Genomic DNA, 14,249 nt, shown 5'->3' with positions numbered 1-14,249 from the left:
ACCCCTTTCTGACGTGGTAACAGCATGCCGGCTCACATCATGTCACCCGGCCCACCGGAACGCCCCTCCCGTCGTCAACCCCTTCAGGGGATCGCATCGACGAGCGCGGCGAGCGAGCGGGCGAGCCGGTCCAGGCCGGGGCCGGGTTCGCCGCCGGGTTCCCGCATGTACTGATCACGGCGGATCTCGATCATCAGGGCGGAGACCGCGCGGTCCCGGCCCCAGTAGTCCAGCGGGACGTAGCAGCCGGCGAACGGGCTGTTCACGCCGGTCTCCGGGAACACCGTGGCGGCGGCGTCGCGCAGCCAGTCCGGGGTGTGCGCCTCGTCGGTGCCGAGGCAGACCGGCGGGCGCGGGCCGTCGCCGTGCAGCTCGTAGGGCAGCGGCTCGGTCGCGTACGAGTGCACGTCGATGATCACGGCACGTCCGGTTGCGGTCATCCGCCGGGTGACCAGGGTGGTCATCGCTTCGGCGTACGGAAGGAAATGGCTCGTCAGCAGTGCCGCGTCGCGGACCGGATCAGCGTCACGCAGGCGTCGCCCGGCATGGCCGTGGGTGTAGACCGGCCCCATGCCGGAGGCGAGCATCTCCTCCTCGTCGCCGGGGAACCGTTCCGGGTCGACGACCAGCCGGGACAGCCGGTTGACGAGCGTCCAGGGGCGGCGGGCGGCCGCGCCGGCGGCGCGGGAGGCGATCACGTCGGTGTAAGCGTCGGTGAGGTGGTCCAGCTCCTCGGCGACCTCGGCCGGGCCGAGCAGCAGACCGGAATCGATCAGCTCACGGGAGGCGTGCGGGACGTGCAGGATCACCGGGGATGCCGGGTCACCGGGAATGATCTCGTAGCTCATCGCAGGTGAGGCTAACGCGCGGGGACAAGCGTCCCCGCGCGTCCGCGGTGGATCAGGCCAGCTCGGTGCAGATCGTGTCGATCAGCAGGCGGGTGACCACGTACGGGTCGACGTTGGCGTTCGGGCGGCGGTCCTCGATGTAACCCTTGCCGTCCCGCTCGACCTGCCACGGGATGCGCACCGAGGCGCCACGGTCGGAGACGCCGTAGCTGTACTCGGTCCACGGGGCGGTCTCGTGCAGACCGGTGAGGCGCTGGTCGATGCCGGCGCCGTAACCGTCGACGTGCTCCTGGCGCTTCTTGCCCAGGGCCTCGGCGGCCGCGATGATCGCGTCGTAGTTCTCGCGCATCGCCTTGGTGGAGAAGTTGGTGTGCGCGCCGGCGCCGTTCCAGTCGCCCTTGACCGGCTTCGGGTCGAGGGTGGCGGAGACGCCGTGGTCCTCGGCGATGCGGTAGAGCAGCCAGCGGGCGACCCAGAGTTCGTCGGCGACCTGCGGCGCGGCGACCGGGCCGATCTGGAACTCCCACTGACCCGGCATGACCTCGGCGTTGATGCCGGAGAGGTTGAGGCCGGCGGCGAGGCAGGCGTCCATGTGCTCCTCGACGATCTCACGGCCGAAGACCTCGTCCGCGCCGACGCCGCAGTAGTAGCCACCCTGCGGGGCGGGGTAGCCGCCGCCGACCGGGAAGCCGAGCGGGCGGCCGTCCTTGAAGAAGGTGTACTCCTGCTCGATGCCGAAGATCGCCTCCTGGTCGGCGAACTTCTCGGCGACCGCGCGCAGCGGGGCGCGGGTGTTGGTCGGGTGCGGGGTGCCGTCGATCAGCTCGACCTCGCACAGGACCAGGATGTTGCTGCCGCCGCGGATCGGGTCCGGACACACGAAGACCGGCTGGAGCACGCAGTCCGACTTGTCGCCGGGCGCCTGGTTGGTGCTGGAGCCGTCGAAGCCCCAGATCGGGGGCTCGGCGCCGTCGGCCAGGATCTTGGTCTTGGAGCGCAGCTTGGCGGTGGGCTGGGTTCCGTCGACCCAGAGGTACTCGGCCTTGACAGCCATCTCATGTCTCCCAAAATAGAAAAATCCGGCACATCGACGAAAGTGCATCGAGGCCGGACAACCCTGACAGCGGCGCGGGAATGCTATCCACCGAAGATCAAATCCTTGTTTCCGATCCCGCACCTCGGACAAGTGATCCCGGTTACCTTTCAGCCACCGAATGTTTCGGCCGATGAAGCAGTCGTGACGCAGCCATTGGGTCGCTCGCCCCGCGGATACGAGCTCGGCTACCTGGTCCTGCACGCCGGGCGCCTGGTACAGAACGCGGTGGAGGAGGCCGCGGTCGAAGCCGGCATGCCGGCCATGGATCTGCTCGCGCTCTACATCCTCGGTGAGCACGAGGGGCTGACCGGCGGCGCGCTCGCCCGGCTGCTGCACGTCCAGCAGTCCTCGATCACCCCGCTCGCCGACCGGCTGGAGGCGGCCGGTCTGATCGAGCGGGCCCGCGACGACAGCGACCGGCGGCGGGTGTGGCTCTGCCCGACCGACAAGGGCGGGACGATGGTGCGGCAGACCATGGCGATGGCCCGGGACGCGGCCCGGCACGCGTTCGCCCCACTGAGCCCGGGCGCGGCGGCGGCGCTGGCCGCGCTGCTCGGCGACGTGGTCGAGCCGTGGCTGGCCGAGGTCACCGGCTCACCAAAGTCGCCCCTGCTCAAGTAACGCCTTCCGGGCGGCCGCCACGTGCGGCGCGTCGTGCACGGCGGAGCGGGTCGCCAGGTAGAGCGTGTTGATCGGCGGGTCGTCGGTGGGATGCAGGTCGACCAGGGCGCCGGTCCGCAGGTCCTCGGCGATCAGGTAGCGGGGCAGCACGGTGGCCCCGATCCCGGCGATGGCTGCCGCCCGCAGCGCCCGCAGGTCCGGCACCACGAGGACGGCCCGTCTCGGCGGCGGGGCGCCGAGCACGTGACGCCACCAGCGGCGAACAATAGGCATATCCTCGGCATATGACATCAAACGTGATTTGTCGGTCTCCTGGGATGCGCCGACCAGCACGAACTCCTCGTCGCAGAGCGGCTCCGCGTGCAGCCCGGCGCGGCGTGGCCGGATGGCGCTGACCACCATGTCCAGCCGGCCGGCCGACAGGTCGGCGAGCAGGTCGTCGGCGAGGCCGAGCTGCGCCCGCACGCTCACCCCGGCGGCGATCACCCCGGCCAGGGCGGGCAGCACCCGGGCCGTCATCAGCTCGGCCGGTCCGCCCAGATGCAGGGTGCGCTCCGGCTCGGCGCCCAGCGATCCGGCCACCCCGGCGAGCGCGTCCAGCGGCCCGTCCAGCCGGCGCGCCAGATCGTCGGCGGCCGGCGTCGGCGTCACGCCGCGGGCGCCCCGGACGAACAGCGACTGCCCGAGCTGCGCCTCCAGGCTGCGCATCTGCGCCGTCACGGTGGGCTGGGAGAGCCCGAGCACCTCGGCGGCGCGAGTCAGCGTCCCGGACCGGTGGACGGTCAGGAAGGTGTGCAGCAGGTCGAGCGAAACGCGGTCGGACACATCAGGAATCCTATGGCGGACCCCATGGTTTTCTCTTGGTCACCGATGGCTGGACGGAGGCAGGATCGGGACATGACTTCGACGCGCAAGATTCTCATCGCACTGACCAGCCACGGCGATCTGGCCGGAGTCCGGCCGACCGGTTACTACCTGGCCGAGGCCGCCCACCCGTGGCACGTGTTCAAGCAGGCCGGCTACACGGTCGACTTCGCCAGCGTCGCGGGCGGCAAGCCGCCGGTCGACGGCGAGGACCTGACCGACCCGATCCAGAAGGCGTTCACCGAGGACGCCGAGGTCACGGCGAAGGTCGGCGCCACCCCGCGGTTCGCCGACGTGAACCAGGCCGACTACGACGCGATCCTGTTCGCCGGCGGTCACGGCGCCATGTTCGACTTCCCGAACGACCCGGACCTGGCGGCGCTCGCCCGGGAGCTCTACGAGCGCGGCGGCGTGGTCTCCGCGGTCTGCCACGGCCCGGCCGCACTGGCCGGCATCACGCTCTCCGACGGCTCGCCGATCGTGGCCGGCAAAAACATCGCCGCGTTCACGAACTCCGAGGAGGCCGCCGTCGGTCTGACCGATGTGGTCCCGTTCCTGCTGCAGACCACCCTGGAGAAGCAGGGCGGCAAGCACACCGGCGCCGAGGACTGGCAGCCGCACGTCGTCACCGACGGCCGCCTCGTCACCGGCCAGAACCCCGCCTCCTCGACCGGGGTGGCGGAAGCTGTCCTGAAGGTCCTCGAGAGCTAGGACTTTCGGCCTTGCCCACGAGTCGTCCAGACACGACGATCGTGGGTAGGAACGCCGAGGAGGTGGGCGCGGTGCCCGACCAGCGGATCGTGGTGGGTTACGACGGCTCACCGGACGCCCGCAAGGCCGCCCGGTGGGCACTGGACGAGGCGACGCGCACGGACGCGCCCGTCGAGCTGCTCTACGCGTACGAATGGCCCACCTATGTCCCCGCGGCGGCGATGATGCCCGCCGCTGCGGTCTACCCGGACGCGGACACCGACGACGCGGTCGGCGACATGCTGGGCCGCGCCATCGCGACGGCCGCCGACACCCACCCCGGGGTCCGCGTGCGGGCCCGGGTCGAGCACGGGACCGCCGCGGTGGCGCTCACCCAGCGCGGCGCCGACGCCGGCCTGCTGGTGGTCGGCGGCCCGCGGCACTCCGGCGTCCGCGCCCTGCTCGGCTCGACCGCCGCCTCGGTCAGCACACACGCCCGCTGCCCGGTCGTCGTGGTCCGCGGCGAACCACGGGCCACCGACCCGGTCCTGGCCGGCGTCGACGACTCCCCCACCGCGGCCACCGTGCTCGGCTTCGCGTTCGAGCAGGCCGCGGTCCGGGGCGTCGGGGTCCGCGCGGTGCACGGCTGGCCGGTGCCGGACGGCGGCCGCGACCTGCTCTGCGAACGCAACCTGGACGCGGTCGCCGCCGAGCGCCGCCGGCTCCAGGAGATCGTCGACTGCTGGCGGCGCCGTTTCCCGGCGGTCCCGGTCACCACCGAGGTGCTGGTCGGGCCGCCCGGCGAGGTCCTCGCGGAGGCCGCGGCCGGCGCTCAGCTCGTGGTGGCCGGCGCACGGGTGCGACGGGCGCTGCGGATGGCGCTGCGCCCGTCGATCAGCCGCCATCTGTTGCATCGCGCTCGGTGCAGCATCGCGCTGGTGCAGGGCTCTACCCCGGCAGGTTGAGCAATCGCGCCAAATGACCGGTAAGTCGCCCTATCGTGAACGACATGACGGTGAAGCGCGGGCTGCTGGAGCGGCTGCTCGGTGACCGCAGCCTGCTGATCAAGAGCACGGTCGCCGCCGTCTGCGTCGCCGTGGTGGCCCTCGGCGTGACGCTGGTGGCGCTGACCCGGCTCTCCGACCTCCGCGACGACCTGCAGAAGATGAAGGACCAGCACGTCGACAGCATGGAGCAGATCGCCGACATGCGCGGCGGGCTCACCGAGTACTTCCGCAGCGCCCTGAAATACAGCGCCGGGACGAACGGCAACAGCGCCGATCTCAAACAGGCCGGGCTGGACGGCGCCGCGGACGCCTCCACCAAGATCGACGAAGCGGTGGCGCTCTACGAGCAGATCGCTACGAAGTCCGGCGCCACCGACCGGCTGACCAAGCTCCAGGCGTTCTCCGAGGCGGTCGTCTACCACCGCGGGCTGAGCACCGTCGTCATCTTCGGGCAGGCGCCGCCGGCCGGCTTCACGATGCCCGCCGCCGACCAGATCCTCTCCGCGTTCAACACCTCGGACGAGACGATCAGCACCACCATGGACGACCTCCAGGCGACCGAGGAGGCCGACGCCGACGCGATGGCCGTGCACGGCACCGAGTCGTACGAGCGGGCGCGCAACGTCGTGCTGGCCGGACTGGTGATCGGCTTCGTCATCGCGGCGTTCGTCGGCTTCGGCGTGATGCAGCTGATCAAGCGGCAGCTGGCCACGGTCTCCCAGGCGCTGCGCGCCGTGGCCGACGGCGACCTCACCGTGCCGGCCGAGGTCCGCTCCCGCGACGAGCTGGGCCAGATGGCCGAGGCCACCAACCGGGCCCGGGACGGCCTGACCACCAGCGTCCGCAAGCTCACCCACGGCGCTCAGGTCCTCGGCGACGTCACCGATCGGCTCCGGGCGATCACCACCCGTCTGGACGCCGAGTCGCGCGAGGCCGCCGAGCAGGCCAACCTGGTCGCCGGCACGGCCGGCGAGGTCTCCGCGAGCGTGCAATCGGTGGCCGCCGGCAGCGACCAGATGGGCGCCTCGATCCGGGAGATCTCGCAGAACGCCAACAGCGCCGCGCAGGTCGCCTCCAGCGCGGTCGGGGTGGCGCAGACGACGAACGACACGGTCGCCAAGCTGGGCACGTCGTCCGAGGAGATCGGCAACGTGGTCAAGGCGATCACCGCGATCGCCGAGCAGACCAACCTGCTGGCGCTCAACGCCACCATCGAGGCGGCCCGCGCCGGCGAGTCCGGCAAGGGCTTCGCGGTGGTCGCGTCCGAGGTCAAGGATTTGGCTCAGGAGACCGCCCGGGCCACCGAGGACATCGCCCGCCGGGTCGAGGCCATCCAGGCCGACACGGCGAGCGCGGTCGTCGCCATCCAGGAGATCTCCCGGATCATCTCCGAGATCAACGATTACCAGGTGACCATCGCGTCGGCCGTCGAGGAGCAGACCGCGACGACGAACGAGATGAGCCGCAGCATCGGCGAGGCGGCCCACGGCAGCTCCAACATCGCCGGCAGCATCAACGCGGTCGCCAGTGCCGCCCACGCCACGACCTCGGCCCTGGGCGAGGCCGAGGCGTCGGTGAGCGAACTGACCACCGTGGCCGGTGAGCTGCGCGAGGTCGTGTCGGCCTTCCGCGTCTAGGCTGTCAGCACTTCGCGTCTAGCCTCGTCAGCACTCCGCCTTGCCGAGACGCCAGTAACCCATGAACGCGACCGCGCGCCGGTCCACACCGCAGCCGGTCACCAGGTGGCGGCGCAGCGTCTTGATCACCGCGGCCTCGCCGGCCAGCCAGGCGTAGAAGCCGTCAATCGTGGTCTCGGTGCCGTCCGGCACCTCCCACAGGATGTCGTTGTCGACGTCGATGTCCTCGAGGTCGGTCCGCACCGGCTTCGTGCAGTCGCCGAGCAGCCGCTGGGCCGCCGCCTCGATCTCCGGGATCAGGCCGCTGCCGTGCGGCGCGCCGTCCCGCGACAGCCAGGTCACCCGGAAGCCGGCCGGCGCGCTGATCTCCAGCCGGTCGCCGTGCTCCGGAACCTCGAGCACGGCCTCGCCGCACGCGTCGGCGGGCAGCCGCTCCAGGATCGCGGCGATCGCCGGCACCGCGGTCTCGTCGCCGCCGAGCAGGATCCGCCGGGTGTTCACCGGCGGGTGGAAGTCGATGCCGCCGGAGACGCCGGTGAAGTCGGCGTTCGGGCCCATCAGCCGGGCCTGCGAGCCGGGCCGGGCGTTGACCGCCCACCGCGACGCCGGGCCGCTCACCCCGTGCAGCACCATGTCCACATCGACCTCGCGCAGGTGCCGGCGCACGGCGCGAGCGGTGTAGGTGCGGATCGGGTTGCGCTGCTCGTCGGGGAGGCAGCGCCACTGCGTGTACCAGTCCAGGCCGTCCGGCAGGTGCCGGAAACCGGAGTCGTCGAGCGGCGGGATCAGCTTGATCCGCTGGTCGAACCCGTTGTCGGCGAACCGGTCCAGGTCCGCGCCGGTGAACGTCACCCGCACGAAGTTCGGGCTCAGCCGGACCACCCGGCTCACCTCGACCTCGAAGAATCGGAACGGGGGCGCCTCGGTGACAGGCACGGCGGTCTGGGTCACGGTCGCCTCCCAGGCATCGTGTTCACGCGTGTTCCGGCGTGTTTAGGCAACCCTAACCTAACTCGTCCGGCTCGCACCACCGCCCCCTGCTCCCCTTTCGCAACGCCCGGATTCCTGCAGCTCACCCCGTCGCCGCCGATCTGCAGAGTCCCAGGAGAGAAGGAGCCGAGATGCCGCAGTCATCCACCACCACGATCACGTTCAGCGACGCCCACGCGGCCGGCGCCTGGCGGGTGGAGGACTGGGCCGCTGCGCTGGAGCCGCCGACGGTGCTGGTCGTCGAGGACGACGAGGAGATCCGCGAGCGGATCGCCGAGGAGCTGCGGGCCGCCGGCTACCGCGCCCTCGTCACCGACAACGGGCTGACCGCGATGTCGATGGCGGTCAACGAGCGGCCGCACCTGATCGTCCTGGACGTGACGACCCGCAAGCTGAACGGCATCGGCTTCTGCTACGAGCTGCACTCGTCCCCTGAGACCGCCCAGATCCCCGTGATCATCTGCGGCTCCGGCGCGCCGTCCGACATGGAGCTCGGGCGCGTCGTCGGCGCCGAGGGCTACCTGATCAAGCCGGTCGCGCCCGCCGAGCTGGTCGAGCGCGTCACCCACCTGATCCCCGTCACTGCCTGACCTTCCACCATGGGGTACGGCCTGACCCGCCCCCGCCGCCGATCACCGCCCCGCCGTTGCCGGCTGGCGCTCACCGCGGGCAAAACCTGCACGCGACGGCACTGTTGACCAGCCGGCCAAGCCGAGCTGGTCAACAGTGCTGTCAGCGGCTTGTCCGGACGCGCTGACAGCCGGCCGGACCAGCCGGTCAGCAGCGTCGCCCCGGTGTGCTGTCGCCGTGCGCGGACGACCCACTGTTCAAGAACTGACAGCGCCCACGTCGGGTCGGTGCCAGAGTTCCCAGCATCCGATGGTTGCCGCCTGAGGAGGAACAGTGACCGAACCCGTGCGCGCCGAGCTACGACGATCGGGCGGTTACGCCGGTCGATCCCTGCACGTCGTGATGGACTCCCCCACCCTGCCCGAGCCCGAAGCCCGCCGACTGACCCAGCTCGTCCGCTGCCTCGACCTGACCCGCCTGGCTGCCAAGATCATGGCACCGTGCGCCGCCGACCTGGTCCGTTACGACCTGGCCATCCAGTGCGGCGGACGGCATTGGCGGGGCACGGTCGCCGAGCCGACCGTGCCACCCGAGCTACGCCCACTCCTGCGATACCTCACCCAGGCCGCGATGATCAGACGCTAGCGACCGCGCCGACGTACTCCGCCAGGTGCTTTCCGGTCAGCGTGGACCGGTCCTCGATCAGGTCGGCGGGCGTCCCCTCGAAGACGACCTTGCCGCCGTCGTGGCCGGCGCCCGGGCCCAGGTCGATGATCCAGTCGGCGTGGGCCATGACCGCCTGGTGGTGCTCGATGACGATCACCGACTTGCCCGCGTCGACGAGCCGGTCCAGGAGGCCGAGCAGGTTCTCCACGTCGGCCAGGTGCAGGCCGGTGGTCGGCTCGTCGAGCACGTAGACGCCGCCCTTGTCGGCCATGTGCGTGGCCAGCTTGAGCCGCTGCCGCTCGCCGCCGGAGAGCGTGGTGAGCGGCTGGCCCAGGCTCAGATAGCCGAGGCCGACGTCGACCAGCCGCTTGAGGATCGCGTGCGCGGCCGGCACCTTGCCGTCGCCGGCGCCGAAGAACACCTCGGCATCGGTCACCGACATGCCGAGCACCTCGCTGATGTCCTTGCCGCCGAGCTTGTACTCCAGCACCGCGGCCTGGAACCGCTTGCCCTCGCACTCCTCGCACGGGGTCGCCACCCCGGCCATCATCGCCAGATCCGTGTAGATCACGCCGTTGCCGTTGCAGGTCGGGCAGGCACCCTCCGAGTTCGCGCTGAACAGCGCCGGCTTGACGCCGTTCGCCTTGGCGAACGCTTTGCGGATCGGTTCCAGCATGCTGGTGTACGTGGCCGGGTTGCTGCGCCGCGATCCCCGGATAGGGACCTGGTCGACCGACACGACACCGGCGCTCGCCGGGATCGAGCCGTGGATCAGCGAGCTCTTGCCCGATCCAGCGACCCCGGTGACCACCACGAGCACGCCGAGCGGCACGTCGACGTCGACGTCCCGCAGGTTGTGGCGGGTGGCGCCGCGGATCTCCAGCTTGCCGGTCGGGGTACGGACCTTCTCCTTGACCTGTGCCCTGTCATCCAGGTGACGGCCGGTCAGGGTGTCGCTCGAGCGCAGTTCGCCGACCGTACCCTCGAAGCAGATCTCGCCGCCGGCCGTGCCGGCGCCCGGACCGAGATCGATCACCCGGTCGCCGATCGCGATCGCCTCCGGCTTGTGCTCGACCACGAGCACCGTGTTGCCCTTGTCGCGCAGCCGCAGGAGCAGCTCGTTCATCCGCTGGATGTCGTGCGGGTGCAGCCCGATCGTGGGCTCGTCGAAGACGTAGGTGACGTCGGTGAGCGCCGAGCCGAGATGACGGATCATCTTGGTACGTTGTGCCTCGCCCCCGGAGAGGGTGCCCGACGGCCTGTCGAGCGAGAGATACCCGAGACCGATTTCGACGAACGACTCCAGGGTGTGCCGCAGTTTGCCGAGCAGCGGCGCCACGGACGGCTCGTTCAGGTCACGCACCCAGGCGGCGAGATCGCTGATCTGCATCCGGCAGGCGTCCGCGATGCTGATCCCCTTGATCTTGGAGGATCGGGCCAGCGCGGACAGCCGCGTGCCGTCGCAGTCCGGGCAGGCGGTGAACGTGATCGCGCGCTCCACGAAGGCCCGGATGTGCGGCTGCATCGCCTCCACGTCCTTGGCCAGGAACGATTTCTGGATCTGCGGGATCAGACCGAGGTACGTCAGGTTGATCCCGTCAACCTTGATCTTCGTGGCCTCCTTGTAGAGGAGGGCGTCGAGTTCCTTCTTGGTGAAGTCGCGGATCGGCTTGTCCGGGTCGAAGAACCCGCAGCCCCGGAAGATCCGGCCGGACCAGCCGTCCATGCTGTAACCGGGGATGGTCATGGCGCCCTCGTTGAGCGACTTGCTGTCGTCGTAGAGCGCGGAGAGGTCGAAGTCGGTCACCGAACCCCGGCCCTCGCAGCGCGGGCACATCCCGCCGGTGACGCTGAAGCTGCGCCGCTCCTTGGTGGTGGTCCCGCCCTTCTCGATGGTGACCGCCCCGGCGCCGGAGATCGACGCCACGTTGAACGAGAAGGCCTGCGACGAGCCGATGTGCGGCTGCCCGAGCCTGCTGAACAGGATCCGCAGCATCGCGTTAGCGTCGGTGGCGGTGCCGACCGTCGAGCGCGGGTCGGAGCCCATCCGCTCCTGGTCCACGATGATCGCGGTGGTCAGCCCGTCCAGCACGTCCACGTCCGGCCGGGCCTGCGTCGGCATGAAGCCCTGCACGAACGCGCTGTACGTCTCGTTGATCATCCGCTGTGACTCGGCCGCGATCGTGCCGAACACCAGCGAGCTCTTGCCCGACCCGGAGACACCGGTGAAAACGGTCAGGCGCCGTTTCGGAATCTCGACGCTCACGTCCTTGAGGTTGTTCACCCGGGCGCCCTGCACACGGATCAGATCGTGACTGTCCGCTACGTGCGTTTCGGTGCTCATCCTGTCCCCTCGTTCGGCAGCGCCGTCAACGGTAGTCAGGCTAGAGCCGTCCCGTGGTCCCTTGCTTCTCCAATCCTGACCCGTCCTCGTGCTCGAAAGTTCTCATCCCCGCACGGGTGACGCCGATCGGACCGTCCCCCGCTCCTCCTTCGCCCCCAGGCCCTTCACCCCCAGGCCCTTCACCCCCAGGCCCTTCACCCCCAGGCAGGCCGATGAACATTCAGAACTACGCCCTCCGATCAGCCGTGTTCGCCGCCGTGTACACCACCGTCGCGTGGGCTGCCGCCGGGCCGCTCGCGCTGAGCCCGATCATGCTGCCGGCGGTGGCGATCGCCGCGCTCTGGCTGGTCGCGCAGTCCCGGTTCGGCAGGCACCGCTACGACGTGATCATGCTGGCCACGGCGACGGCTGTCGCGGCCACGCTGCACGGCGCCGGCCTGCTGCTAGCCCTCACCTACGCCGTGGCCGGGACCATCCCCGCCGTGCTGTTCATGATGATGCTGAACCGGATGCTGCCCGGCTACTGGCTCGGCCACGGTGACCGGTTCCGCCGGCGCAACGCCGTCACCGGACGGCTCGCCGCGTCGGCGGCGGTGGCCGCGGTCGCGGGCGTCGTGCTGGTCGAGATCATCGACCCGGAGGCCGCCACGGCCGGCTGGGCGACCTTCGCGGCGGTCCGCGACACCGCCCTGATCATGCTGGTGGTGTGGGCGGCGCGCTCGTACCGGCTCAGCAAGGAGCCTCGGCGCGGCCCACTCTCCGTGGTCCGGTGATTGCCGTGGTCCGGTGATTGGCGCGCCCACCTGTCAAGTCATGGACACCGCGTGGCTAACTGTCCGATTAGCGTCGGTTCCAGAGCGTGAATGAAACGCATCGGATGGTTGGAGAGTGACGCACGAGGGGCATAAGCCGACATAAGCCCGGACTACGCATCCCTGGAGAGGTGAGCGATGACCACCACTGACCAGACCACCAAGCTCAGCAGCGCGCCGTCGGACAACGGAGACATGGCGAGCCGCTCTCGCGCCCGTCAGGCGGTGTCGACCGCGCGGACGAAGGCGACGACGACCGCCCGCCAGAATCCAAAGTCGACGACGGCGTCCTTACTCGCCATCGCCGGCGCCGCGGTGGCCGCGGTCGTCCTGAGCCGCCGGCGCACCGCCGCCAAGGCAGCCGTCCCCCGCAACCGGCTGGCCGCCCTCCTGCACCGCTGATCCACCGACGCCGCGTCTTCTCCGCGGCACCACCCCGCCACCGCCCGGCCCGCCCGGGCGGTGGCGGTCCCTTTCCCCGCGATCCAGTCTCTTTCTCCCGTGATCCGGGCGACTCGATCCCACGAGCCGCCCGGATCGCGGTCAAGAGCGTTCGCCGGTGATGTACTCGGCGAGCGTCGTGCGCTCGGTCTCCAGCTCGTCGATCCGGTTCTTCACCACGTCACCGATGCTCACCACGCCACTGAGCACCCCGTCGGTCACCACCGGGACGTGCCGGAACCGCCGCTCGGTCATCAACCGCTCGACGTCCTCCAGCTGCGCATCCGGCGCGACGGTCCGCACCTGCGTGGTGGCGATCATGCTCACCGGCTCCGTCAGCACGTCGGCCCCGCGCACGGCGAGCGCCCGCACGATGTCCCGCTCACTGACGATGCCCTCGACCGTCGTGCCGTCCCGCGACACCACCACCGCACCGATCCGATGCTGTGCGAGAACTTCGAGCAGCCGCACCACCGGCGTCTCCGGTGGCACCGTGACTACCTGATCACCCTTGACTCGGAGAATGTCACTGATCCGCATCGTCCCTCCCTGCACTGGTCGGCACCGTACACACCTCTATGCCGAACCCCGCTCCCCTTGTCAAGAAAAACCCGATGGGGTACGGCCGGAGCACGCCCCCGATCGATGCCACAATGTCGATCGTGGATCTCAGCGGAGTGCGGCTCGCCTACGACACCGTGGCGGAGGAGTACGCGGCGCGCATGCCGGACACCCGTGTCGAATCAGCGTTGGACCTCGCCATGGTCGATGCCTTCATCTCGGCTGTGAGGTTCGACAGCTCGGTGCCCCTCGACGATGGCGACCTCCCTGTCCCGGCCGAGGGTCCCGCCACCGACGACGGCGCCCTTCCTGTCCCCACCGGAGTCGCCCGCCTCGCGTCCGGCACCGATCGTGTGCTCGACGCCGGGTGCGGCGCGGGGCGGATGAGCCGCTATCTCGCCGATCGCGGCTGCCGCGTCGAGGGCGTCGACCTGTCGCCCGGCATGATCGCCATGGCCCGCCGCGATCATCCGGACCTGTCGTTCACGGTGGCGCCGCTCGCTGAGCTTCCGTTCCCGGGCGGCTCGTTCGCCGGCGTGATGCTCTGGTACTCGATCATCCACACGCCGCCCGAGGGCCAGGCCCGGATCTTCGCCGAGGCCGCGCGAGTCCTGCAGCCGGGTGGGCATCTGCTCGCCGGATTCCAGTACGGCCGGGGCACCCGCGATGTCGGCGAGCTGTACCGGGTCTACGGCTACGACCTCCAGCTGACGCGTCACAACTACACGGCGGACGAGGTGGTGGCCCACGCGGAGTCGGTCGGCCTGCACGAGGTGTGCCGGCTGGTGCGTCAGCCCGGGAAACACGAACGTGACGGTCAGGCGATCGTGCTGGCCCGCGCCGATTGACGCCCTGTTTCCTGCGTGGGGTGGTTTCCTGGGCCAACAGAAAAAGGCCCACCCGGTCGCCCGGGTGGGCCTTTTCTACGTTGAGTCCGGCGGCGTCCTACTCTCCCACACCCTCCCGAGTGCAGTACCATCGGCGCTGGAGGGCTTAGCTACCGGGTTCGGAATGTAACCGGGCGTTTCCCCACCGCTATGACCACCGAAACAGCCTTCAGCAGAACAAACCAGCAACCCCGATCTCTCGGGGGTGGTTGTTC

The 14,249-nt window shown here is 70.3% G+C and carries 15 protein-coding genes and 1 rRNA gene; 9 read left to right on the top strand and 7 right to left on the bottom strand.

The window, feature by feature from the left end; all coding sequences use genetic code 11:
- Nucleotides 1-83 precede the first annotated feature (83 nt).
- Both AMIS_RS18255 and glnII read right to left on the bottom strand, forming a co-directional pair.
- Nucleotides 84-848 carry an N-formylglutamate amidohydrolase gene (locus AMIS_RS18255; RefSeq protein ID WP_014443823.1) on the bottom strand — a complete coding sequence of 255 codons (765 nt, stop codon included), beginning with the start codon at nucleotides 846-848 and terminating at the stop codon, nucleotides 84-86.
- 52 nt (nucleotides 849-900) lie between these two features.
- On the bottom strand, nucleotides 901-1,902 hold the full coding sequence (gene glnII, locus AMIS_RS18250; RefSeq protein WP_014443822.1) for a glutamine synthetase: 1,002 nt from the start codon (nucleotides 1,900-1,902) through the stop codon (nucleotides 901-903).
- Nucleotides 1,903-2,085: 183 nt separating this feature from the next.
- Between glnII and AMIS_RS40635 the strand changes: the two genes are divergently transcribed.
- Nucleotides 2,086-2,565 carry a MarR family winged helix-turn-helix transcriptional regulator gene (locus tag AMIS_RS40635; protein ID WP_172666601.1) on the top strand — a complete coding sequence of 160 codons (480 nt, stop codon included), beginning with the start codon at nucleotides 2,086-2,088 and terminating at the stop codon, nucleotides 2,563-2,565.
- On the opposite strand, the gene AMIS_RS18240 is transcribed toward AMIS_RS40635, so the two are convergent.
- Nucleotides 2,539-3,390 (bottom strand): LysR family transcriptional regulator, encoded by an 852-nt coding sequence (locus tag AMIS_RS18240; RefSeq protein ID WP_014443820.1) that lies wholly within the window; start codon nucleotides 3,388-3,390, stop codon nucleotides 2,539-2,541. The genes AMIS_RS40635 and AMIS_RS18240 overlap by 27 nt on opposite strands.
- A gap of 72 nt (nucleotides 3,391-3,462) precedes the next feature.
- Between AMIS_RS18240 and AMIS_RS18235 the strand changes: the two genes are divergently transcribed.
- From AMIS_RS18235 to AMIS_RS18225, 3 genes are read left to right on the top strand one after another with little or no spacing between them, the layout of a single operon-like run.
- Nucleotides 3,463-4,140 (top strand): type 1 glutamine amidotransferase domain-containing protein, encoded by a 678-nt coding sequence (locus tag AMIS_RS18235; protein WP_014443819.1) that lies wholly within the window; start codon nucleotides 3,463-3,465, stop codon nucleotides 4,138-4,140.
- A 41-nt stretch (nucleotides 4,141-4,181) separates the two neighbouring features.
- On the top strand, nucleotides 4,182-5,084 hold the full coding sequence (locus AMIS_RS18230) for a universal stress protein (RefSeq protein ID WP_014443818.1): 903 nt from the start codon (nucleotides 4,182-4,184) through the stop codon (nucleotides 5,082-5,084).
- 44 nt (nucleotides 5,085-5,128) lie between these two features.
- Nucleotides 5,129-6,763 (top strand): methyl-accepting chemotaxis protein, encoded by a 1,635-nt coding sequence (locus tag AMIS_RS18225; protein ID WP_014443817.1) that lies wholly within the window; start codon nucleotides 5,129-5,131, stop codon nucleotides 6,761-6,763.
- Between the two features lie 27 nt (nucleotides 6,764-6,790).
- Here AMIS_RS18225 and AMIS_RS18220 read toward each other — a convergent pair whose 3' ends face one another.
- The gene (locus AMIS_RS18220; protein WP_014443816.1) at nucleotides 6,791-7,714 is read right to left on the bottom strand and encodes a siderophore-interacting protein; all 924 of its coding nucleotides are present in this window, start codon (nucleotides 7,712-7,714) and stop codon (nucleotides 6,791-6,793) included.
- Between the two features lie 170 nt (nucleotides 7,715-7,884).
- Between AMIS_RS18220 and AMIS_RS18215 the strand changes: the two genes are divergently transcribed.
- Both AMIS_RS18215 and AMIS_RS18210 read left to right on the top strand, forming a co-directional pair.
- Nucleotides 7,885-8,343 (top strand): response regulator transcription factor, encoded by a 459-nt coding sequence (locus AMIS_RS18215; protein ID WP_014443815.1) that lies wholly within the window; start codon nucleotides 7,885-7,887, stop codon nucleotides 8,341-8,343.
- Between the two features lie 313 nt (nucleotides 8,344-8,656).
- Nucleotides 8,657-8,968, top strand: coding sequence for a protealysin inhibitor emfourin (locus AMIS_RS18210; RefSeq protein ID WP_051042051.1), 312 nt, complete (start codon nucleotides 8,657-8,659; stop codon nucleotides 8,966-8,968).
- On the opposite strand, the gene AMIS_RS18205 is transcribed toward AMIS_RS18210, so the two are convergent.
- On the bottom strand, nucleotides 8,958-11,333 hold the full coding sequence (locus AMIS_RS18205; protein ID WP_014443813.1) for an ATP-binding cassette domain-containing protein: 2,376 nt from the start codon (nucleotides 11,331-11,333) through the stop codon (nucleotides 8,958-8,960). The genes AMIS_RS18210 and AMIS_RS18205 overlap by 11 nt on opposite strands.
- 212 nt (nucleotides 11,334-11,545) lie before the next feature.
- Between AMIS_RS18205 and AMIS_RS18200 the strand changes: the two genes are divergently transcribed.
- Both AMIS_RS18200 and AMIS_RS18195 read left to right on the top strand, forming a co-directional pair.
- The gene (locus tag AMIS_RS18200) at nucleotides 11,546-12,106 is read left to right on the top strand and encodes a hypothetical protein (RefSeq protein ID WP_014443812.1); all 561 of its coding nucleotides are present in this window, start codon (nucleotides 11,546-11,548) and stop codon (nucleotides 12,104-12,106) included.
- A 177-nt stretch (nucleotides 12,107-12,283) separates the two neighbouring features.
- On the top strand, nucleotides 12,284-12,547 hold the full coding sequence (locus AMIS_RS18195) for a hypothetical protein (protein WP_014443811.1): 264 nt from the start codon (nucleotides 12,284-12,286) through the stop codon (nucleotides 12,545-12,547).
- A 141-nt stretch (nucleotides 12,548-12,688) separates the two neighbouring features.
- On the opposite strand, the gene AMIS_RS18190 is transcribed toward AMIS_RS18195, so the two are convergent.
- The gene (locus AMIS_RS18190) at nucleotides 12,689-13,126 is read right to left on the bottom strand and encodes a CBS domain-containing protein (protein ID WP_014443810.1); all 438 of its coding nucleotides are present in this window, start codon (nucleotides 13,124-13,126) and stop codon (nucleotides 12,689-12,691) included.
- 113 nt (nucleotides 13,127-13,239) lie between these two features.
- Between AMIS_RS18190 and AMIS_RS18185 the strand changes: the two genes are divergently transcribed.
- On the top strand, nucleotides 13,240-13,995 hold the full coding sequence (locus AMIS_RS18185) for a class I SAM-dependent methyltransferase (RefSeq protein WP_041829877.1): 756 nt from the start codon (nucleotides 13,240-13,242) through the stop codon (nucleotides 13,993-13,995).
- Between the two features lie 84 nt (nucleotides 13,996-14,079).
- Here AMIS_RS18185 and rrf read toward each other — a convergent pair.
- A 5S ribosomal RNA gene (gene rrf / locus AMIS_RS18180) occupies nucleotides 14,080-14,196 on the bottom strand.
- Between the last annotated feature and the right edge of the window lie 53 nt (nucleotides 14,197-14,249).

It is taken from the genome of Actinoplanes missouriensis 431 (assembly GCF_000284295.1).
GTDB classification, from domain to species: domain Bacteria; phylum Actinomycetota; class Actinomycetes; order Mycobacteriales; family Micromonosporaceae; genus Actinoplanes; species Actinoplanes missouriensis.
The sequence above is the reverse complement of the archived record's forward strand: the minus strand, read 5'-3'. Positions and strand labels throughout refer to the sequence as shown.